Below are 19,203 nucleotides of genomic sequence, written 5' to 3' on the forward strand. Positions count from 1 at the left end.
GACGGCGGCCCACCGGGCCCGGCGCCGGAGCGGGTGGCTCCGGCGCCTGTCCCGCCGCCACGGCGGCCCGCGTCAGCGCACGGAGCGCAGGTGCACCACGTCGCCCGCGCCCACCGCCTCCCGCTCCTCCTCCGGCGTCCGGATCACCAGCCGCCCGTCCACGTCCACCGCTTCGGCCGTTCCGGTGAGGGAGCGCCCGCCGGGCAGCTCTGCGCGGACGTGCCGGCCCAGGGTCGCGCAGCCCGCCGCGTACGCCTCCTGGAGGCCGCTCTCGGCCGGGTCCCCGCCGGCCGCGCGCCAGCGCCCGTACCACTCCTCCAGTGTCCGCAGCACCGCCTTGAGCAGCGGCTCCCGGTCCGTCACCGTCGCCTTCGCCAGCAGCAGCGACCCCGCCGCCGGCACCGGCAGCTCGTCCTCGGTCAGCGTGACGTTGAGCCCGATCCCGACCACGACCCCGTCCGCGACCCGCTCCGCGAGGATCCCGGCGGCCTTGCGCTCCTCCCCGTCCACCGTGACCAGCAGGTCGTTGGGCCATTTCAGGGAGGTGTCCACGCCCGCCGCCCGGGACAGACCCTGCGCGGCGGCCACCCCGGCCAGCAGGGTCAGCCATCCCCACCGCTCCTGCGGCACCTCCTCCCCGGGCTTGAGCAGGACGGAGAAGAACAGCCCCGACCGCGCCGGAGCCGTCCAGCTGCGGTCCAGGCGGCCCCGCCCGGCGGTCTGCTCCTCGGCGACCAGCACGGCCCCCTCCGGCAGGTCCGCGGCCCTCCCGGCGAGGTCGGTGTTGGTGGAGCCGGTGGCGGGGACCACCTCCAGGGAGGTCCACAGGCCGCCCTCGACGACGAGGGCCCGGCGCAGGGCGGCGGCGTTGAGGGGAGGCCGGTCCAGGCTCGACCAGCGTCCCGCGGAGGGTCCGGCTGCTGCATCTGATGGCGTCATGCAAGCCACATTAGGTGTGTCAAACGCCGCACTGCCGAGCGCCATGCCCGCCGATACGCTACGCACCAGTAGCCAGCAGCAGTCAATCAATTGACCAGGCAGTTGACACCACACAGGGAGCCGCGACCCCGATGTCCCAACCCTCAGAGCCGATCGACATGCACACGACCGCGGGCAAGCTCGCGGACCTGCGGCGCCGCGTCGAGGAAGCCACCCACGCCGGTTCCGCGCGGGCCGTCGAGAAGCAGCACGCCAAGGGCAAGCTGACGGCGCGTGAGCGCGTCGCGCTGCTGTTGGACGAGGGGTCCTTCGTAGAGCTGGACGAGTTCGCCCGGCACCGCTCCACCAGCTTCGGCCTGGAGAAGACCCGCCCCTACGGCGACGGCGTCGTCACCGGCTACGGCACGGTGGACGGCCGCCCGGTGGCGGTGTTCTCGCAGGACTTCACCGTCTTCGGCGGAGCCCTCGGCGAGGTCTACGGCCAGAAGATCATGAAGGTCATGGACTTCGCGCTGAAGACCGGCTGCCCCCTCGTCGGCATCAACGACTCCGGCGGCGCCCGCATCCAGGAGGGCGTCAGCGCGCTCGGCATGTACGGCGAGATCTTCCGCCGCAACGTGCACGCGTCCGGCGTGATCCCGCAGATCAGCCTGATCGTCGGCCCCTGCGCCGGCGGTGCCGTGTACTCCCCGGCGATCACCGACTTCACCGTCATGGTCGACCAGACCTCGCACATGTTCATCACCGGCCCGGACGTCATCAAGACGGTCACCGGCGAGGACGTCGGCTTCGAGGAGCTGGGCGGTGCGCGCACCCACAACTCCACCTCGGGCGTGGCGCACCACATGGCGGGCGACGAGAAGGACGCCATCGAGTACGTCAAGTCCCTGCTGGCGTACCTGCCGTCGAACAACCTCTCCGAGCCGCCCTCCTTCCCGGAGGAGGCGGACACCGAGGTCTCGGACTCCGACCTCGAACTCGACACGCTGATCCCCGACAGCGCGAACCAGCCGTACGACATGCACACCGTGATCGAGCACGTGCTGGACGACGGCGAGTTCCTGGAGACGCAGTCGCTGTTCGCCCCGAACATCCTCACCGGCTTCGGCCGCGTCGAGGGCCACCCCGTGGGCATCGTCGCCAACCAGCCGATGCAGTTCGCCGGCTGCCTGGACATCAACGCCTCCGAGAAGGCGGCGCGGTTCGTGCGGACCTGCGACGCCTTCAACGTGCCGGTGCTGACGTTCGTCGACGTCCCGGGCTTCCTGCCGGGCACCGACCAGGAGTACAACGGCATCATCCGGCGCGGCGCGAAGCTGATCTACGCCTACGCCGAGGCCACCGTCCCCCTGATCACCGTCATCACCCGCAAGGCCTTCGGCGGCGCCTACGACGTCATGGGCTCCAAGCACCTCGGCGCCGACCTGAACCTGGCCTGGCCCACCGCGCAGATCGCCGTCATGGGCGCGCAGGGCGCGGTGAACATCCTGCACCGGCGCACGATCGCCGAAGCGGGGGAGAATGAGGTCGAGGAGGTGCGCGCCCGGCTGATCGCCGAGTACGAGGACGCGCTGCTCAACCCCTACACGGCGGCCGAGCGCGGTTACATCGACGCGGTGACCATGCCGTCCGAGACCCGCGCCCACGTGGTCAAGGGGCTGCGCCAGCTGCGGACCAAGCGGGAGTCCCTGCCTCCGAAGAAGCACGGCAACATCCCCCTCTAGGCCCCCCGAGGAGCTCACAGTGATGATCAAGGTCGTCAAGGGCAACCCGACCCCCGAGGAGCTGGCCGCCGCACTGGCGGTGGTCCAAGCGCGCGCGGCGGCGCTGGCCTCGGCCCCGTCGGGCGCGCCCCGGGTCCCGGACGAGTGGGCCGCTCCGCGCCGGGTGGCGCGGCACCGGCTGCCGCAGCCCGGTCCGCGCGCGTGGGGCCGTACGTACTGGCCCGGCCAGCACTGACGGAGCCGGCCGCGGGACGGCCCGGCGAAGGCCGGGCGCCCCGAAGATGGCGCGAACGGACGGTGGCGCCTGAGTACGAGTACTCAGGCGCCACCGGCGTCCCGGGGCAAGGATCGGAGCATGCTCTGGTCAGACCCGAAGAACGAGCCGCCGAAGGACATGCGCGACGCCCAGGCGATGCTCAGGCGGCTGCTCGTCGTGCTCGCCCTCGCGATGGTCGTCGGGGTGTACGTGCTCGGCATCGCCCCCTTCTAGGGGGACGGCCCGGTGGCACGGCCGCGGCCGCCCTACGATGGCCCCCATGACCGTAGAGCCACAGCGCACGCTCGTCCTCGCCTCCGCCTCCCCCGCCCGGCTGAACCTGCTGCGGCAGGCCGGGCTGGCCCCGCACGTGATCGTCAGCGGGTTCGACGAGGACACCCTCAGCCACGACGAGCCGGCCGGTCTGGCGCTGGCCCTGGCCGAGGCCAAGGCGGGTGTGGTGGCGGGCCTGGCGGAGGCCGCGGGCGCGCTGGTGATCGGCTGCGACTCCGTGCTGGAGCTGGACGGCGAGGCCCTGGGCAAGCCGGCCGACGCGGCGGAGGCCACGGCCCGCTGGAAGGCGATGCGCGGACGCGCCGGGGTGCTGCGCACGGGGCACTGCGTGATCGACACGACGACCGGGCGTCAGGTCTCGGCCACCGCTTCGACGACGGTCCGCTTCGGCGAGCCATCGGACGCGGAGGTGGCGGCCTACGTGGCGAGCGGCGAGCCGCTGCACGTGGCCGGGGCGTTCACCCTGGACGGGCTGTCGGCTCCGTTCATCGACGGCATCGACGGGGACCACGGCAACGTCATCGGCCTGTCGATGCCCCTGCTGCGCTCCCTGCTGGGCGAACTGGACGTGTCCATCACGGACTTGTGGGCCTGAGCCCCTCGACGCGTCCCGGCTCGTCCCGGTCCCCGGCGTAGAGCGTCAGGGTCAGGACGAGCAGACAGAGGATCACCATCGCCGCCGTGAAGGCTCCCCAGCCGACGAGCGCCGCGGCGATGGCGCCGAGCAGTACGTGGGCCAGGGCGGCGGCGATCAGCACGACGCGGGCGAAGCGGCCGGGCGGGCGGTCCCGCAGCGCCGTCAGGGCGAGCAGGACGGCGCCCAGCAGGAAGAAGGCGCCGATGGCCGCCCCCAGCCCGTAGGTCGCCTTGCTCATGAGGTCCGGATCGCTGCCGGCGATGGACATCGACTGGTTCGCGGTGGTCCGCCCGAGCACGAGGTGGACGAGCACCAGAACCGCGGCTTCCGCGACGAGCGCGAGCGCGCCCAGCCCGGCCACGAGTCTGCGCAGCACGACGCCCCCATCCCCCGCACACCACAAGTGTGTTCGACGCACTGGAGGCTACTAACGAGTAAACCTCCGGACAAGAGGTCGGGGCGGCTTCGTTACGGGAGCCCTCCGTGACGGCTCTCACTCAAAGAATGCATAGGCCGTTCGTAGGGACTCGACAAAGAATCAGCGGGGGCCGCTGACCCGCCGAACAGAGACCTGCACTGTGCAACGGGGTTACTGTGCAGTCGGGGATCTCCCTGACCTGGGGCGACACAAGGGCTTTCGCGCCAGAGGGACGCTCGCATCACGCTCTGTGTGGGCAAGCTCACCACCGGGGAAGGGTCGAAAGGCCGTGTCGGCTGTCCCTAAACTCAGCTTGTTTCAAGGAGGGAGCCATCGTGCGCAAGGTGCTCATCGCCAACCGTGGCGAAATCGCTGTCCGCGTTGCTCGGGCCTGCCGGGATGCCGGGATCGCGAGCGTAGCCGTCTACGCCGATCCGGACCGGGACGCCCTGCACGTCCGCGCGGCAGACGAAGCTTTCGCGTTGGGCGGTGACACCCCGGCCACCAGCTACCTCGACATCGCGAAGGTCCTGCAGGCCGCCGCCGACTCCGGAGCGGACGCCATCCATCCCGGATACGGCTTCCTGTCCGAGAACGCGGACTTCGCCCAGGCCGTCATCGACGCGGGCCTGACCTGGATCGGCCCGCCGCCGCAGGCCATCCGCGACCTCGGCGACAAGGTCGCCGCCCGGCACATCGCCCAGCGCGCCGGCGCCCCGCTGGTCGCGGGCACCCCCGACCCGGTGTCCGGGTCCGACGAGGTCGTCGCCTTCGCGCGGGAACACGGCCTGCCGATCGCGATCAAGGCCGCCTTCGGCGGTGGCGGCCGCGGCCTGAAGGTCGCCCGCACCCTCGAAGAGGTACCGGAGCTCTACGACTCCGCCGTCCGCGAGGCCGTCGCCGCCTTCGGCCGCGGCGAGTGCTTCGTCGAGCGCTACCTCGACAAGCCGCGCCACGTGGAGACCCAGTGCCTGGCCGACAGCCACGGCAACGTGGTCGTCGTCTCCACCCGCGACTGCTCCCTCCAGCGGCGTCACCAGAAGCTCGTCGAGGAGGCCCCCGCGCCGTTCCTGAGCGAGGCCCAGAACGCCGAGCTGTACGCCGCCTCCAAGGCGATCCTCAAGGAAGCCGGCTACGTCGGCGCCGGCACGGTCGAGTTCCTCGTCTCCGCCGACGGCCTGATCTCCTTCCTGGAGGTCAACACCCGCCTCCAGGTGGAGCACCCGGTCACCGAAGAGGTCGCCGGCATCGACCTGGTCCGCGAGATGTTCCGCATCGCCGACGGCGAGGAGCTCGGCTACGGCGACCCCGTCCTGCGCGGCCACTCCTTCGAGTTCCGCATCAACGGCGAGGACCCGGGCCGCGGCTTCCTGCCCGCGCCGGGCACCGTCACCAAGTTCGCCGCGCCCACCGGTCCCGGCGTGCGCCTGGACACCGGCGTCGAGTCGGGCTCGGTCATCGGCCCCGCCTGGGACTCCCTGCTGGCCAAGCTGATCGTCACCGGTGCCACCCGTGAGCAGGCCCTCCAGCGGGCCGCCCGCGCCCTGGCCGAGTTCGAGGTCGAGGGCATGGCCACCGCCATCCCCTTCCACCGCGCGGTCGTCGCCGACCCCGCCTTCGCGCCCACCGACGGCAGCCCCTTCACGGTCTTCACCCGCTGGATCGAGACCGAGTTCGTCAACGAGATCCCGGCCTTCGTCGTACCGGCGGCCGAGGACACCGAGGACGAGCCGGGCCGCGAGACCGTGGTCGTCGAGGTCGGCGGCAAGCGCCTGGAGGTCTCCCTCCCGTCCTCGCTGGGCATGACCCTGGCCCGCACCGCCGCCGCGGGCGGGGCGAAGCCCAAGCGCCGCGCCGCCAAGAAGTCCGGCCCGGCCGCCTCGGGCGACACCCTCGCCTCCCCGATGCAGGGCACCATCGTCAAGGTGGCCGTCGAGGAGGGACAGCAGGTCAACGAGGGCGACCTCGTCGTCGTCCTGGAGGCCATGAAGATGGAGCAGCCCCTCAACGCGCACCGCTCGGGCACCATCGTGGGCCTGAACGCCGAGGTCGGCGCCTCCCTCACCTCCGGCGCCACCATCTGCGAGATCAAGGACTGACGTCCGGGACCGCACCGCGCAACGAGGACGAGGCCCCGCCCGGCTGACCGGGCGGGGCCTCGTCGTCGTCCGGACCGTCCGGGCGGTGCACGGCGGGCCACCCTGGCGGGAGCCGCCCGGCGGACACCGTCCGGGAACGGTCCGGGGTCAGCGGCGCCGCATGTCCGCGACGCGCGCCCGTTCGCCGGCCTGCTGCTCCAGCATCGAGGCGGGAGCGCTGCGCAGCCGGTCGGTGGGGCCGCCGCGCCGCTGGACCGGCAGGGGGGACTCCCGGCGGGGCCTGCGCCCCTGCATGCCGTCCCCGCCCGGGGCTCCGCCGTGACCCCCGCCGGAGGCCGCCGAGGAGCCCGCCACGGTGATCTGCACGCCCTGGTCGGCCAGCGCCTGGAGCTCGGTGGCGGCCCGGTCGTCGTGGGGCGGCGGCTCGTCCGTCACCAGCCGCGTCATGATGTCCGTGGGCACGGTCTGGAACATGGTGTCGGTGCCGAGCTTCGTGTGGTCGGCGAGCACCACCACCTCGGCCGCGGCCTGCACCAGCGCCCGGTCCACGCTCGCGGAGAGCATGTTGGAGGTGGACAGCCCCCGTTCGGCGGTCAGCCCGCTCCCGGACAGGAAGGCCCGGGACACCCGCAGCCCCTGGAGGGACTGTTCGGCCCCGCTGCCGACGAGGGCGTAGTTGGACCCGCGCAGGGTGCCGCCGGTCATCACCACCTCGACCCGGTTGGCGTGTGCCAGCGCCTGGGCGACGAGCAGCGAGTTGGTGACGACGGTGAGACCGGGCACCCGGGCGAGCCGGCGGGCCAGCTCCTGGGTGGTCGTCCCCGCGCCGACGACCACGGCCTCGCCCTCTTCGACCAGGCCGGCCGCGACATCGGCGATGGCGGTCTTCTCCGCCGTCGCGAGGTGGGACTTTTGCGGAAAGCCGGACTCCCGCGTGAAACCGCCCGGCAAGACCGCACCGCCGTGCCGGCGGTCGAGGAGTCCTTCTGCCTCCAGTGCCCGCACGTCCCGCCGTACGGTCACTTCGGAGGTCTGGACGACGCGGGCGAGCTCCCGGAGCGATACCGCTCCGTTGGCCCGCACCATTTCGAGGATCAATTGGCGACGTTCTGCAGCGAACACGAAACTGACAGTAACCCCAGCGACCGACTGCTTTCAGCTCTTTGCGCCGGAATACCGAAGTTGTCCATACGGCGGGTCGACTGGTGGTATACGCGGACCGACTGCCGGGCGCGGCACCGGGGCCGATCCGCCCCCGACCTCGACGACCGCCCCAAACCCCTTACGGGCAGGGGCGGTTGCCCGGAGCCTACGCCTCGCCCGCCGCCTTGCGGGTGTGCAACTGGCGTGCCACTTCCGCGATCGAACCGGACAGGGAGGGGTACACGGTGAACGCGTTTGCGATCTGCTCGACCGTCAGGTTGTTGTCGACCGCGATCGAGATCGGGTGGATGAGCTCGCTCGCGCGCGGCGAGACGACCACGCCGCCGACCACGATGCCGGTGCCCGGACGGCAGAACATCTTCACGAAGCCGTCCCGGATGCCCTGCATCTTCGCGCGCGGGTTGCGCAGCAGCGGCAGCTTCACCACCCGGGCGTCGATCTTGCCCGCGTCCACGTCGGCCTGGGTGTAGCCGACGGTGGCGATCTCCGGGTCGGTGAAGACGTTCGAGGAGACCGTCTTCAGGTTCAGCGGGGTCACCGCGTCGCCGAGGAAGTGGTACATCGCGATGCGGCCCTGCATGGCGGCCACGGAGGCCAGCGCGAAGACCCCGGTCACGTCACCGGCCGCGTACACGCCCGGCGAGGAGGTGCGCGAGACCTTGTCGGTCCAGATGTGGCCCGAGTCCTTGAGCCGGACCCCGGACTCCTCCAGGTTCATGTTCTGGGTGTTCGGGATGGCGCCGACGGCCATCAGGCAGTGCGAGCCGGTGATGACCCGCCCGTCGGACAGGGTGACCTCGACCCGGTCCCCGACCCGCTTGACGGACTCGGCGCGCGAGCGGCCGACCACGTTCATGCCGCGGCGCCGGAAGACGTCCTCCAGCACGGCCGCCGCGTCGGGGTCCTCGCCCGGCAGCACGCGGTCGCGCGAGGACACCAGGGTCACCCGGGAGCCGAGGGCCTGGTACGCGCCGGCGAACTCGGCGCCGGTCACGCCCGAGCCGACCACGATGAGCTCCTCGGGGAGCTCCTCCAGGTCGTAGACCTGGGTCCAGTTCAGGATCCGCTCCCCGTCGGGCATCGCGTCCGGGATCTCGCGGGGGGTGCCGCCGGTGGCGATCAGCACCGCGTCGGCGGTCAGGATCGTCTCCGTGCCGTCGGCCGCGGTGACGATGACGTCCCGGGTCCCGTCGATGCCCTGCGGGCCGCCGAGCTTGCCGCGGCCGCGCAGCACGCGGGCGCCGGCCCGGGTCACGGACGCGGTGATGTCGTGGGACTGGGCGAGCGCGAGGCGCTTGACGCGCCGGTTCACCTTGCCGAGGTCCACGCCGACGACGCGCGCGGCCTGCTCCATGGGCGGGGTGTCGTCCGCGACGACGATGCCCAGTTCCTCGTACGACGAGTCGAAGGTCGTCATGACCTCGGCGGTCGCGATGAGAGTCTTCGAGGGCACGCAGTCGGTGAGCACCGACGCCCCGCCCAGACCGTCGCAGTCGACGACGGTCACCTCCGCGCCGAGCTGGGCCCCCACCAGGGCCGCCTCATACCCGCCGGGTCCGCCGCCGATGATCACGATCCGGGTCACGAAAAGTCCGCCTCACGTCTACCCGGCCGGCTGCCGCCCCGGCCGGCGGTCCGGGGGGTCTCCCCGGGGGATGCATTCCGTGCTCCATTGTCCCGCACTCATCAAGGTGCTTCGCCCCCGGTCCCGACCCCGGTGCGCCATCCGGGCACGCGGGCCGGGCCGCCCCTCCCGTACCCTCGACCTCATGTCGCTCTACGCCGCGTACGCCGGCAACCTCGACCCGCGGCTGATGACGCGCCGCGCTCCGCATTCGCCGCTGCGCGGCACGGGCTGGATCAACGACTGGCGGCTGACCTTCGGCGGCGAGCAGATGGGGTGGGAGGGCGCCCTCGCCACGATCGTCGAAGCCCCCCGCCACCAGGTCTTCGTCGCCCTCTACGACATCGCCCCGCTGGACGAGGACTCCATGGACCGCTGGGAGGGCGTCGGTCTGGACATCTACCGGCGCATGCGGATCCGGGTCCACACCCTGGACGGCGAGGAGGCCGCCTGGGTGTACGTGCTCAACGGCTACGAGGGCGGCCTGCCCTCGGCGCGGTACCTGGGCGAGATCGCCGACGCCGCCGAATCGGCCGGCGCCCCGCACGACTACGTGATGGAACTCCGCAAGCGCCCCTGCTGACCTCCACGGCTCCCCGACCGGCCCTCAAGGCCGGACCGGGACCACGGGGGACGTTTCGGCGGAAACGACAAGGCAACGATCCGAACACCGTGAGCTGCGCCATCTACGCGCGTAGGCGATAAGCGGCTACGCTCGTCAGCGTGAACGCATCTGTTACCGACCCCTTCGCCGACGCCGACGCCGCCGCCACCCGCCTGCGCGAGCTGACCGGCGTCGATTCCCACGATGTCGCCCTCGTCATGGGCTCCGGCTGGGCCCCCGCCGCCGAGGCGCTGGGCGCGCCCGAGGCCGAGTTCCCGGTCACCGAGCTGCCCGGCTTCCCGCCCCCGGCCGTCGAGGGCCACGGCGGCAAGATCCGCTCGTACAAGATCGGCGAGAAGCGCGCGCTGCTCTTCCTCGGCCGGACCCACTACTACGAGGGCCGCGGCGTCGCCGCCGTCGCGCACGGCGTCCGCACCGCCGTCGCCGCCGGCTGCAAGACCGTCGTCCTGACCAACGGCTGCGGCGGTCTGCGCGAGGGCATGAAGCCCGGCCAGCCCGTCCTGATCAGCGACCACCTCAACCTGACGGCCACCTCGCCGATCGTCGGCGCGAACTTCGTGGACCTCACCGACCTGTACTCGCCGCGCCTGCGCGCGATGTGCAAGGAGATCGACGCGAGCCTGGAGGAGGGCGTCTACGTCCAGTTCCCCGGCCCGCACTACGAGACCCCGGCCGAAATCAACATGATCCGCGTGATGGGCGCCGACCTGGTCGGCATGTCCACCGTGCTGGAGGCCATCGCCGCCCGTGAGGCCGGCGCCGAGGTCCTGGGCATCTCCCTGGTCACCAACCTGGCGGCCGGCCTGTCCGGCGAGCCGCTGAACCACGAAGAGGTCCTCCAGGCCGGCCGCGACTCGGCCGCCCGCATGGGCACGCTGCTGACGCAGGTCCTCGCCCGCATCTGATCGACGACGTACGAGAGGTAAGGCGGAAGCAGTGCAGGAACAGGCACAGGACGACCTGATCACCCGGGCCCAGGCCTGGCTGGCCGAGGACCCGGACCCGGAGACGGCGGCGGAGCTCGCCGCCCTCGTCGAGGCCGGTGACACCGCGGAGCTCGCGGACCGTTTCTCCGGCACGCTGCAGTTCGGCACCGCCGGTCTGCGCGGCGAGCTCGGCGCGGGCCCGATGCGGATGAACCGCGCCGTGGTCATCCGGGCGGCGGCGGGCCTGGCGGCCTACCTGAAGGCCCAGGGCCACGCCGACGGTCTGGTCGTCGTCGGTTACGACGCGCGCTACAAGTCGGCGGACTTCGCCCGCGACACCGCCGCCGTGATGACCGGCGCCGGACTGCGCGCGGCCGTCCTGCCCCGGCCGCTCCCCACGCCGGTCCTCGCGTACGCCATAAGGCACCTGGGCGCCGTCGCCGGCGTCGAGGTGACCGCGAGCCACAACCCGCCCCGGGACAACGGCTACAAGGTCTACCTCGGCGACGGCTCGCAGATCGTCTCCCCGGCGGACACGGAGATCGCGGCGGAGATCGCCGAGGTCACCACGCTGGACTCCGTCCCCCGCCCCGGCTCCGGCTGGCAGGACCTCGGCGACGAGGTCCTGGAGGCGTACCTGGAGCGTACGGACGCCGTGCTGACCCCCGGGTCCCCGCGCGGCGTGCGGACCGTCTACACGGCCATGCACGGCGTCGGCAAGGACGTGGTCCTGGCCGCCTTCGCGCGCCACGGCTTCCCGACGCCGGTGCTCGTCGCCGAGCAGGCGGAGCCGGACCCGGCCTTCCCGACGGTCGCCTTCCCCAACCCGGAGGAGCCGGGCGCGATGGACCTGTCCTTCGCGAAGGCCGCCGAAGTACAGCCCGACATCGTCATCGCCAACGACCCGGACGCGGACCGCTGCGCGGTGGCCGTCCCGGACAACGGCGGCTGGCGGATGCTGCGCGGCGACGAGGTCGGCGCGCTGCTGGCGGCCCACCTGGTCCACAAGGGCGCCCGCGGCGTCTTCGCGGAATCGATCGTCTCGTCCTCCCTCCTGGGCCGGATCGCGGAGGCGGCCGGCGTCGGCTACGAGGAGACCCTGACGGGCTTCAAGTGGATCGCCCGCGTCGAGGGTCTGCGCTACGGCTACGAGGAGGCGCTCGGCTACTGCGTGGACCCCGAGGGCGTCCGCGACAAGGACGGCGTCACCGCCGCCCTGCTGGTGGCGGAGCTGGCCTCGGTCCTCAAGGAGCAGGGCCGCACCCTGACCGACCTGCTGGACGACCTGGCGATGGAACACGGCCTGCACCACACCGACCAGCTGTCGGTGCGCGTGGAGGACCTGTCGGTCATCGCGAACGCCATGGCCGCGCTGCGCGCCGAACCGCCGGTCTCCCTGGCGGGCCTGCGCGTGGTCTCGGCGGAGGACCTGAACCGGGGCACGGACCGGCTCCCGCCCACGGACGGCCTGCGCTACTACCTGGACGGCGCCTACAAGGCCCGGGTGATCTGCCGCCCGTCGGGCACCGAGCCCAAGCTCAAGTGCTACCTGGAGGTCGTGGTCCCGGTGGCCGAGGCCTCGGACCTGTCGGGCGCCCGCGTGACCGGCCAGGAGATCCTGGACGCGGTCAAGAAGGACCTCTCGGCGGCGATGGGCCTCTAAGAGCCCCTCCCGCCCCACCCGGCCCCCTCAGCCCCGGCTGAGGGGGCCGTCGGCGTTCCCGGCGGCAGACCGCGCCAGCCCGGCCAGGTGCGCGTCCAGTACGGCACGGCACCGCTCCGGCCCGAGCAGACCGGGGTGCAGCACCGCGCTCAGGCACAGCCCGTCCAGCAGCGCGGCGAGCCGCTCGGTCTCCAGCACGGGCTCAAGCCCGGGACGCAGCTCCCCGGCCGCCTCCAGCCGGTCCAGGACCCGCCGTACGAGGGCCCGCGCGCCGACGGCGGTCTCCCGCGCGAGGTCCGCGAACTCCGGATTGGTGCGCGCGGCGGCCGTGAAGTCGAGGAAGACGGTGACCTCGGCCCGGCGCCGCTCGTCGAGCGGGAGCAGCTCGCCCAGCAGATCGGCGGCCAGGCGCAGCCGCCGGGGCCGGGGGTGGTTCTCCAGCCCGCCGATCTCCTCCACCCGCTCCAGGATCCGGCTCCCGAGCCGGTCGAGCATCGAGCGCATCGCGAAGTCCATCAGCTCCCGCTGCCCGGCGAAATAGTGCCGCACGGAGCCGATGTTGAGCCCGGCCTCGTCGGCGACGGCACGCAGCGAGGCGCGCTGGAGCCCGTCCCGGACGACGACCCGGAAGAGGGCGTCGACGACCTCGCGGCGGCGGAGTTCGGGGTCTACCTGCTTCGGCATGCCCTCTTTTTATCACGCGTGTGCTACAAAGGTATTTATCACAGCCGTGACAAATAAATCCCGGAGGTCATCCCGTGGAAACGGTCCTCACGTTCCTGCTGGTCAGGTTCGCCCTGATCGCCGCCGCCCTCGTCGTCGCGGCCCTGGTGGTCTTCGCGGTCGCCCTGCGCCTCAAGCGCCGGGGCAGGCTCGACCAGGTCCGCGGCTCCCTGGAACCCCTGCTCCGGGCCGGCCTGCACGTGGCCGCCTCCCGCGCCCGCCGCGGGGCGGGCCGGTCATGAACGCCGACCTGATCCAGCACCTCCTGCTGGACCGCGCGCTCAAGGCCGCCATCGCCCTCGTGGCCCTGACCGTCCTGGCCACGGGCATGGCCCTGCTCTGGCGCCGCGCGGGAAAGAGCCGCTGCCCCGAGAACTGACGGCCCCGGAGAACGGCGATTCCTCGGGGCCCTCCCCAGACCTCTCCGGCCGTCCTTCCCTACGGATACCGGCCCCGGACGGCCGCAGGACGCCAAACCATGAGAAGCGCGTAGCGATCTGACGCGTCCGGTTGCGCCGCAGGACGCTCAGGTCGCCGTTTCACGCAGGCTGGGAAGCCCCAGCCCCCGAACCTCAGCCCCCAGCCGACCCCGAAGGCGAAGCCGAGGGCCGGACCAGCTCCCCCAGCGTAGGCACCGACTCCGGCCTCGACCGGACCGCTTCCGTGCACTCCCACGCGCGCGGCGGGTCCGCGTCCGGCCCGCCCAGGACCACCGGGCCGGGCCCCGCCAACACCGCGTCGCTCGCCGCCAGCGTGCACACCACCTGGGACAGCGCCACCGGCGGCAGGTCCTCCGGCTTGCGGCTGAGCCGCAGCGTCCCCGCCGGGTCGCCCTGCCGCGCCGGGGCGGCCGACAGGCCGTCCGGGACCCCGGTGGTGAAGCCCGCGTCCCGTTCCTCCCCGGACGGCTGCTTCTCCAGCGCCTCCAGCAGTGCCTGCGCGACCAGCACCACGGGGTCGCGCCCGGACCGCTTCTCGGGCGCCGGAACAACCCGTTCCACGCCCACCAGCTGCGAACCGCACACCAGCTCCACCGTGGCCCGGAAGCCCTGCACCCCGCTCTCGCCGGCCGGCTGCGCCGGGGTGTCGCAGGACACCCGGGACGGCGCCGCGCCCACGTCCACCGGCACCGTGGTCGCCCGGATCCCGCAGCCGGACAGCACGAGCAGCGCAGCCAGCCCGCCCAGCGCGCGCAGCGCCACCGGCTTCCTACGCGTCCACGTCATCCGGGATCACCTTCCCCACGTCCATCGGCAGCCGCAGGGTGAAGACGGCCCCGCCGTCCGCACCGTTCCCGGCCGTGATGTCACCGCCGTGGATGTGCGCGTTCTCCATCGCGATCGACAGGCCCAGCCCGCTGCCGTCCGACTTCGGCCGGGACGCGCTCGCCTTGTAGAAGCGGTCGAAGACGTGCGGGAGCACCTCCTCGGGGATGCCGGGACCGTTGTCCCTGACCGCGATCACCAGCTGCTCCCCCTCCACGGCCACCGACACCCGCACCGGCGAGCCGCCGTGCTTGAGGGCGTTGCCGATCAGGTTGGCCAGGATCACGTCGAGCCGACGCGGATCGAGCCGCGCCACGATCCCGCGCCCGGCGTCGAGTTCGACCGCGTCCAGCCAGGCACGGGCGTCGATGCAGGCCGTCACCTGGTCGGCGACGTTCACGTCGTCCAGCACCAGGCGCGCCGTACCCGCGTCGAAGCGGGTGACCTCCATGAGGTTCTCCACCAGGTCGTTCAGCCGCCGCGTCTCGCTCACGACCAGCCCCACCGCCGGCGCGATCATCGGGTCGAGGTCCTCGACCTCCTCCTCCAGCACCTCGGCCACCGCGGTCAGCGCCGTCAGCGGCGTGCGCATCTCGTGCGACATGTCCGCCACGAACCGCCGGCTCGCCTCCTCGCGCGCGCTCATGTCGGCGACCTTCTTCTCCAGCGCCTCCGCCGTCTTGTTGAACGTGTGCGCCAGGTCGGCGAGTTCGTCGGTGCCCGACACTTCCAGCCGGTGGTCCAGCTCACCCTCGCCGAGGCGGCGCGCCGCGTCCCCGAGCCGCTGCACGGGCTTGAGCACGGTCCGCGCCGCCGCCTGCGCGAGCAGCGCCGAGCCGAGCAGCGCCAGACCCGTCGCGATGGTCAACGACCAGCCCAGGGCGTTGAGATCGGCCCTTTCCGTGGCGAGCGACTTGTACATGTAGCCCGTCGGCCCGCCGCCCACGATCCGGGTGCCCCCGACCAGGTACGGGTTCCCGTTCGGCTTCGTGCGCTGCCAGTACATGTGGTACTCGGCGTCGTTGGCGGCCGTCGTCTTCTGCCGGTCGTTCACCGCGTGCTGGAGCGACTTCGGTACGTCGTCCAGCCCGAAGGAGTCCGCCCCGGCAGCGCCGAAGACCTTGCGGCCGTCCTTGCGTTCGTGCACGAGCAGCACGCTGTAACCGGGACTGCTGCCCGCCATCAGCTCGGCGGTGCGCTGCATCTCCTCCGCGGTCGGGTCGGCGGGCAGGGCCGCGGCCCGGTTCTGCATCTCCTGGCGGAAGTCCCCGAGGGCCGCGTCCTGGGTACGGGTGAGCACCGCCTCGCGGTTGAGCCAGTACGCGATCCCGGACGCGGAGACCGCGGCCGTCAGCGCGACCAGTGCGAACACCACCAGCAGCCGCAGCCGCAGGCTGGTCCAGCGCCGGCCCGCGAACAGGGCTCTGATCACTGCGGGGAGTCCAGCCGGTAGCCGACACCCCGGACGGTACGGATCAGCGTGGGCGAGGACGGCACTTCCTCGACCTTCGCGCGCAGCCGCTGCACGCAGGCGTCGACGAGACGCGAGTCGCCCAGGTAGTCGTGTTCCCAGACCAGGCGCAGCAACTGCTGGCGCGAGAGCGCCTGGCCGGGCCGGCGGCTGAGCTCCAGCAGCAGTCGCAGCTCGGTCGGGGTCAGCTGGAGGTCCTCGCCGTTCTTCGTCACCGTCATCGCGGCCCGGTCGATGACCAGGGAGCCGAACACGGCGGAGTCGCTCGCCTCGCGCTCACCGCGGCGCAGCACGGCCCGGATCCGGGCGTCGAGCACCCGGCCCTGGACGGGCTTGACCACGTAGTCGTCGGCGCCCGACTCCAGGCCCACGACGACATCGATGTCGTCGCTGCGGGCCGTGAGCAGGATGATCGGCAGCTGGTCGGTGCGGCGGATCCGCCGGCACACCTCGAAGCCGTCGATCCCGGGCAGCATCACATCCAGCACGATCAGGTCCGGCCGCTGCTCGCGCAGCAGTTTCAGGCCGTCCTCTCCCGTCGCCGCGGTGGCCACACGGTGGCCCTGGCGTGACAGGGAAAGTTCGAGGGCCGTGCGGATGGCGTCGTCGTCCTCGATCAGCAGCAGGAAAGGCACGCGCTCATTCTGTCCCATCGGCCGTCGGGACTCGACCGTCGTACGTGCCGGATCCGGCCGCGGGTGGCTGTGACAGGCCTGTGACAGTCGAAGGACACCCCGGTTATGTCGGGCGGGCAGGCTTCTGTCATCAAGCACGGACCGAAGCAGACTCCACGACGGGGGGCGCGAGATGAACACGCTGCACAGCACCACGACCAGCGCGGTTGTCACGCGGCTGCACGATGTGAACCGCCGGGCGGGTGTCCGTAACGTGACGGTCGCCCGTCCGCGGCCGGCACACATCACAGCCATTGACGCGAACCAGTACCAGGCGGTTCCCGCACCGCGCACCCCGTCCTCCACCTCGGAGGCGGAGTTCACGGCGTACGTCCAGGAGCGGCGGGCCGCGCTCTACGCGACGGCCTTCCACCTCACCGGCGACCGCCACGAGGCCGAGGACCTGCTGCAGAGCGCGCTGTTCTCCACGTACCGCGCCTGGGACCGGATCAGCGACAAGGCGGCCGTCGGCGGTTACCTGCGGCGCACGATGACCAACCTGCACATCAGTGCCTGGCGTCGGCGCAAGCTGAACGAGTACCCGACCGAGGAGCTGCCGGAGACGGCCTCCGACACGGACGCGATGCGCGGCACGGAACTGCGCGCGGTGCTGTGGCAGGCGCTGGCCCGGATCCCGGAGCCGCAGCGCACGATGCTGGTGCTGCGCTACTACGAGGGCCGCACCGACCCGGAGATCGCGGAGATCCTGGGCATCAGCGTCGGCACCGTGAAGTCGAGCATCTGGCGGTCGCTGCGGCGACTGCGGGACGACGAGGCGCTGAGCTTCGGGCGTGACGAGGCGGAGTCCTTCGGGGAGCTCGTCGCGTAACGGCCAAAGACCAAGCGGTCGGGGGGTCCGCCCTGCGGGGGTGGGGCGGGGGCCGCGGGGGGAGAAGAGGCGGGATCAAACGGCCGGGGGGCCGTGCGGTCCCGCCTTTTCATTTCTCCGCGTCTTCTTTTCTCCACGCGGTCCAGGTGTCCGCCGTATCAGGCCGGGGTGTTCGCCGTGCGGTGGCGGCCGGCCGCGGCGGCGGCGAGGCGGCCGAGGGCCTCGTCACGGGCGCAGGCGTGGGCACCGAGCGCGACGTGCCGCGCCACGATCCCCCGCTCGGCCCGCATCAGCCGCCAGCCCCTGCGCAGCAGGAACGGGATGGACTTGCGCCCCTCCCGGAGGTCGCGGGCGAGCCGCCGCCTGAAGGTCGTCGAGGGCCTCCCGCGCAGGCAGATCGCGTCCGCGAGCAGCCCGAGCTCCTGGCAGCGCGCCACGATGTCGGCGGCGAAGATCCCCTCCGCGATGAACAGCGGGGTCCGGCCGATGTCCAGGGCCTCCGCGCCGGTGCGCGAGGAGGTGGCGATGGAGTACTCGGGGACCTCCGTACGACCCGTCGCGCAGAGCTCCTCGATGGCGGCGACGGCGGCGTCCGCGTCCCAGGAGAGCGGGGAGTCCCAGTCGATGTCGGAGCTGCCCTCGACCAGCGGGAGGGTCGGGTCCGTCCCCTCCTTGTAGAAGTCGTCCAGGCGCAGTACGGGCAGGCCCGAGCGGGCCGCGAGCGAGGACTTGCCGGATCCCGAGGGACCGGTCAGCAGGACGACGCGCGTGGGAAGGGGAGATGAACAGCTCACGGGACACCAGTTTGACTCCTCCCCCTCGTAAAGACAAAAGGGGGATCCCTGGCTCACGCAGCCCGGCGGCCCTACGGGCCGCCAGGTCTTCCGCGATCAGCACCAGCCGGGATGAGACCAGCCCGGACGAGCATCACGCACACGGAGTTCTCGTCCCGGGAGACGGCTCCGCACACGGCGCACGTGTACGTACGTTCTGACGACGGGAGTACGTGCTTGGCTCTCGCTCCGCACCGTCCGCAGTCCATGGAGGTGTGTGCCGGATGCACGAGGTGGAGGACCCGGCCGTGTTTGTGCGCCATGTGGATCAGCTCGTGCTTGGTGGTGGAGATCGCCGCGTCGGCCGCCTTGCGTGCCATGGCCGACTTTCCGAGGAACTTCGGCCGGAAGTCCTCCACCGCGATCTGGTCGAACGCCGTAACGAGCCGCTTGGCCCACTTTCGAGCGGTGTCCTGCCGCCGGCGGGTGACCTTCTTGTACGCCTTCCGCGCATGCTGTGCGGCCTTGCGGTAACCCTTCGAGGCAGCCTGGCCGCGCCGGGGCATCCTGCGGGCCATCATCCGCTGGTAGCGGGCCAGTCGCCCGGAGGCCTTCCCCCCGTGCTCGGGGTGGGAAAGGTCGTGGTCGTCACTCGTGGTGGTCGCGGTCTCCGTGACGCCCCAGTCGACACCGACCGCCCTGCCCGTGGCGGGAAGGGGTTCGACGTGCGCCGGCGCGACGAACGAGGCGTACCAGTGGTGCCGGCCGCGCCAGCCCGTCAGCATTTTGTCCAGCCGGGCCGGGTCGAGTTCCTCCCGGCTCTTGTGCGCGGCACGGGACTCGGCCACGCACCGGTTCCACACCCACCGGCACCGGTCCCACTCCGCCAGGAGGGCCGACGAAGCGGTGGCCGACACGCGCAGCCGGAAGACGAACCGGGCGAACCGGGGCACCTCCACATCCGTCCGTGCCATCACGTCGCGAACCTGTCGCCGGGGTCCCTCCGCCTACGCGGAATGCGCGTGGATCGCCACGAACGAGTGACCGGCTCCCGGTGGCCGGTTGGTACCCGGCGCCACACCTCAACTACGCTGCGTGC

The 19,203-nt window shown here is 72.2% G+C and carries 21 protein-coding genes; 11 read left to right on the plus strand and 10 right to left on the minus strand.

What is annotated here, in order from left to right:
• Positions 1–72: 72 nt before the first annotated feature.
• Complete coding sequence (locus OG295_RS12610; protein WP_371676970.1) at positions 73–939, minus strand: biotin--[acetyl-CoA-carboxylase] ligase; 867 nt, start codon at positions 937–939, stop codon at positions 73–75.
• Between the two features lie 131 nt (positions 940–1,070).
• Here OG295_RS12610 and OG295_RS12615 point away from each other — a divergent pair, with 131 nt between their 5' ends.
• From OG295_RS12615 to OG295_RS12630, 4 genes are all read left to right on the plus strand, one after another.
• Entirely contained in the window at positions 1,071–2,663 is a 1,593-nt protein-coding gene (locus OG295_RS12615) for an acyl-CoA carboxylase subunit beta (RefSeq protein ID WP_371676971.1), read from the plus strand.
• A 22-nt stretch (positions 2,664–2,685) separates the two neighbouring features.
• Positions 2,686–2,898, plus strand: a complete 213-nt coding sequence (locus OG295_RS12620; RefSeq protein ID WP_371676972.1) for an acyl-CoA carboxylase epsilon subunit — start codon at positions 2,686–2,688, stop codon at positions 2,896–2,898.
• A 120-nt stretch (positions 2,899–3,018) separates the two neighbouring features.
• Complete coding sequence (gene mmpB, locus OG295_RS12625; protein ID WP_256462239.1) at positions 3,019–3,153, plus strand: morphogenic membrane protein MmpB; 135 nt, start codon at positions 3,019–3,021, stop codon at positions 3,151–3,153.
• A gap of 37 nt (positions 3,154–3,190) precedes the next feature.
• On the plus strand, positions 3,191–3,808 hold the full coding sequence (locus OG295_RS12630) for a nucleoside triphosphate pyrophosphatase (protein ID WP_371676973.1): 618 nt from the start codon (positions 3,191–3,193) through the stop codon (positions 3,806–3,808).
• Here OG295_RS12630 and OG295_RS12635 read toward each other — a convergent pair.
• Entirely contained in the window at positions 3,789–4,226 is a 438-nt protein-coding gene (locus OG295_RS12635) for a hypothetical protein (RefSeq protein WP_371676974.1), read from the minus strand. The genes OG295_RS12630 and OG295_RS12635 overlap by 20 nt on opposite strands.
• 377 nt (positions 4,227–4,603) lie before the next feature.
• On the opposite strand from OG295_RS12635, the gene OG295_RS12640 reads away from it, so the two are divergent.
• Positions 4,604–6,367, plus strand: a complete 1,764-nt coding sequence (locus tag OG295_RS12640; RefSeq protein WP_371676975.1) for a biotin carboxylase N-terminal domain-containing protein — start codon at positions 4,604–4,606, stop codon at positions 6,365–6,367.
• A 147-nt stretch (positions 6,368–6,514) separates the two neighbouring features.
• Here the strand turns inward: OG295_RS12640 and OG295_RS12645 are convergent, their stop codons facing one another.
• Both OG295_RS12645 and OG295_RS12650 read right to left on the minus strand, forming a co-directional pair.
• Entirely contained in the window at positions 6,515–7,453 is a 939-nt protein-coding gene (locus tag OG295_RS12645) for a DeoR/GlpR family DNA-binding transcription regulator (RefSeq protein WP_371681175.1), read from the minus strand.
• A gap of 223 nt (positions 7,454–7,676) precedes the next feature.
• Entirely contained in the window at positions 7,677–9,116 is a 1,440-nt protein-coding gene (locus OG295_RS12650) for an NAD(P)H-quinone dehydrogenase (protein WP_371676976.1), read from the minus strand.
• 184 nt (positions 9,117–9,300) lie between these two features.
• Here OG295_RS12650 and OG295_RS12655 point away from each other — a divergent pair, with 184 nt between their 5' ends.
• From OG295_RS12655 to OG295_RS12665, 3 genes are all read left to right on the plus strand, one after another.
• Positions 9,301–9,738 carry a gamma-glutamylcyclotransferase gene (locus OG295_RS12655; RefSeq protein ID WP_030231145.1) on the plus strand — a complete coding sequence of 146 codons (438 nt, stop codon included), beginning with the start codon at positions 9,301–9,303 and terminating at the stop codon, positions 9,736–9,738.
• Positions 9,739–9,878: 140 nt separating this feature from the next.
• Positions 9,879–10,685, plus strand: a complete 807-nt coding sequence (locus tag OG295_RS12660) for a purine-nucleoside phosphorylase (RefSeq protein ID WP_371676977.1) — start codon at positions 9,879–9,881, stop codon at positions 10,683–10,685.
• Between the two features lie 31 nt (positions 10,686–10,716).
• On the plus strand, positions 10,717–12,369 hold the full coding sequence (locus tag OG295_RS12665) for a phospho-sugar mutase (protein ID WP_371676978.1): 1,653 nt from the start codon (positions 10,717–10,719) through the stop codon (positions 12,367–12,369).
• A gap of 27 nt (positions 12,370–12,396) precedes the next feature.
• Here OG295_RS12665 and OG295_RS12670 read toward each other — a convergent pair whose 3' ends face one another.
• Entirely contained in the window at positions 12,397–13,053 is a 657-nt protein-coding gene (locus OG295_RS12670; RefSeq protein ID WP_371676979.1) for a TetR/AcrR family transcriptional regulator, read from the minus strand.
• Positions 13,054–13,127: 74 nt separating this feature from the next.
• On the opposite strand from OG295_RS12670, the gene OG295_RS12675 reads away from it, so the two are divergent.
• Together OG295_RS12675 and OG295_RS12680 are read left to right on the plus strand one after the other, a co-directional pair.
• On the plus strand, positions 13,128–13,334 hold the full coding sequence (locus tag OG295_RS12675; RefSeq protein WP_371676980.1) for a hypothetical protein: 207 nt from the start codon (positions 13,128–13,130) through the stop codon (positions 13,332–13,334).
• Positions 13,331–13,471, plus strand: a complete 141-nt coding sequence (locus OG295_RS12680; RefSeq protein WP_371676981.1) for a hypothetical protein — start codon at positions 13,331–13,333, stop codon at positions 13,469–13,471. Before OG295_RS12675 ends, OG295_RS12680 begins: the two co-directional genes overlap by 4 nt.
• A 193-nt stretch (positions 13,472–13,664) precedes the next feature.
• Here the strand turns inward: OG295_RS12680 and OG295_RS12685 are convergent, their stop codons facing one another.
• The 3 genes from OG295_RS12685 to afsQ1 are packed head-to-tail and all read right to left on the minus strand — an operon-like array spanning position 13,665 to position 16,463.
• A complete protein-coding gene (locus tag OG295_RS12685; RefSeq protein ID WP_371676982.1) occupies positions 13,665–14,318 on the minus strand; it encodes a hypothetical protein in 654 nt (217 codons plus the stop codon).
• The gene (locus tag OG295_RS12690; RefSeq protein ID WP_371676983.1) at positions 14,302–15,789 is read right to left on the minus strand and encodes an ATP-binding protein; all 1,488 of its coding nucleotides are present in this window, start codon (positions 15,787–15,789) and stop codon (positions 14,302–14,304) included. Before OG295_RS12690 ends, OG295_RS12685 begins: the two co-directional genes overlap by 17 nt.
• The gene (afsQ1, locus tag OG295_RS12695; RefSeq protein WP_180291024.1) at positions 15,786–16,463 is read right to left on the minus strand and encodes a two-component system response regulator AfsQ1; all 678 of its coding nucleotides are present in this window, start codon (positions 16,461–16,463) and stop codon (positions 15,786–15,788) included. The genes OG295_RS12690 and afsQ1 overlap by 4 nt, the downstream gene beginning before the upstream one ends.
• Before the next feature lie 172 nt (positions 16,464–16,635).
• Here afsQ1 and OG295_RS12700 point away from each other — a divergent pair, with 172 nt between their 5' ends.
• A complete protein-coding gene (locus OG295_RS12700) occupies positions 16,636–17,331 on the plus strand; it encodes a SigE family RNA polymerase sigma factor (protein WP_266841343.1) in 696 nt (231 codons plus the stop codon).
• 158 nt (positions 17,332–17,489) lie between these two features.
• On the opposite strand, the gene OG295_RS12705 is transcribed toward OG295_RS12700, so the two are convergent.
• Together OG295_RS12705 and OG295_RS12710 are read right to left on the minus strand one after the other, a co-directional pair.
• On the minus strand, positions 17,490–18,125 hold the full coding sequence (locus OG295_RS12705; protein ID WP_371676984.1) for a uridine kinase: 636 nt from the start codon (positions 18,123–18,125) through the stop codon (positions 17,490–17,492).
• Positions 18,126–18,196: 71 nt separating this feature from the next.
• On the minus strand, positions 18,197–19,078 hold the full coding sequence (locus OG295_RS12710) for an RNA-guided endonuclease TnpB family protein (RefSeq protein WP_371676985.1): 882 nt from the start codon (positions 19,076–19,078) through the stop codon (positions 18,197–18,199).
• Between the last annotated feature and the right edge of the window lie 125 nt (positions 19,079–19,203).

The sequence above is a fragment of the Streptomyces sp. NBC_01276 genome (assembly GCF_041435355.1).
In the GTDB taxonomy this organism is placed as follows: Bacteria; Actinomycetota; Actinomycetes; order Streptomycetales; family Streptomycetaceae; genus Streptomyces.

Coding starts and splice junctions, on each gene's coding strand:
- OG295_RS12655 (WP_030231145.1), top strand. CDS start 9,301: ATGTCGCTCTACGCCGCGTACGCCGGCAACCTCGACCCGCGGCTGATG.
- OG295_RS12680 (WP_371676981.1), top strand. CDS start 13,331: ATGAACGCCGACCTGATCCAGCACCTCCTGCTGGACCGCGCGCTCAAG.
- OG295_RS12700 (WP_266841343.1), top strand. CDS start 16,636: ATGAACACGCTGCACAGCACCACGACCAGCGCGGTTGTCACGCGGCTG.
- OG295_RS12615 (WP_371676971.1), top strand. CDS start 1,071: ATGTCCCAACCCTCAGAGCCGATCGACATGCACACGACCGCGGGCAAG.
- OG295_RS12630 (WP_371676973.1), top strand. CDS start 3,191: ATGGCCCCCATGACCGTAGAGCCACAGCGCACGCTCGTCCTCGCCTCC.
- mmpB (WP_256462239.1), top strand. CDS start 3,019: ATGCTCTGGTCAGACCCGAAGAACGAGCCGCCGAAGGACATGCGCGAC.
- OG295_RS12670 (WP_371676979.1), bottom strand. CDS start 13,053: ATGCCGAAGCAGGTAGACCCCGAACTCCGCCGCCGCGAGGTCGTCGAC.
- OG295_RS12620 (WP_371676972.1), top strand. CDS start 2,686: ATGATCAAGGTCGTCAAGGGCAACCCGACCCCCGAGGAGCTGGCCGCC.
- OG295_RS12645 (WP_371681175.1), bottom strand. CDS start 7,453: ATGGTGCGGGCCAACGGAGCGGTATCGCTCCGGGAGCTCGCCCGCGTC.
- OG295_RS12685 (WP_371676982.1), bottom strand. CDS start 14,318: ATGACGTGGACGCGTAGGAAGCCGGTGGCGCTGCGCGCGCTGGGCGGG.
- OG295_RS12610 (WP_371676970.1), bottom strand. CDS start 939: ATGACGCCATCAGATGCAGCAGCCGGACCCTCCGCGGGACGCTGGTCG.
- OG295_RS12710 (WP_371676985.1), bottom strand. CDS start 19,078: ATGGCACGGACGGATGTGGAGGTGCCCCGGTTCGCCCGGTTCGTCTTC.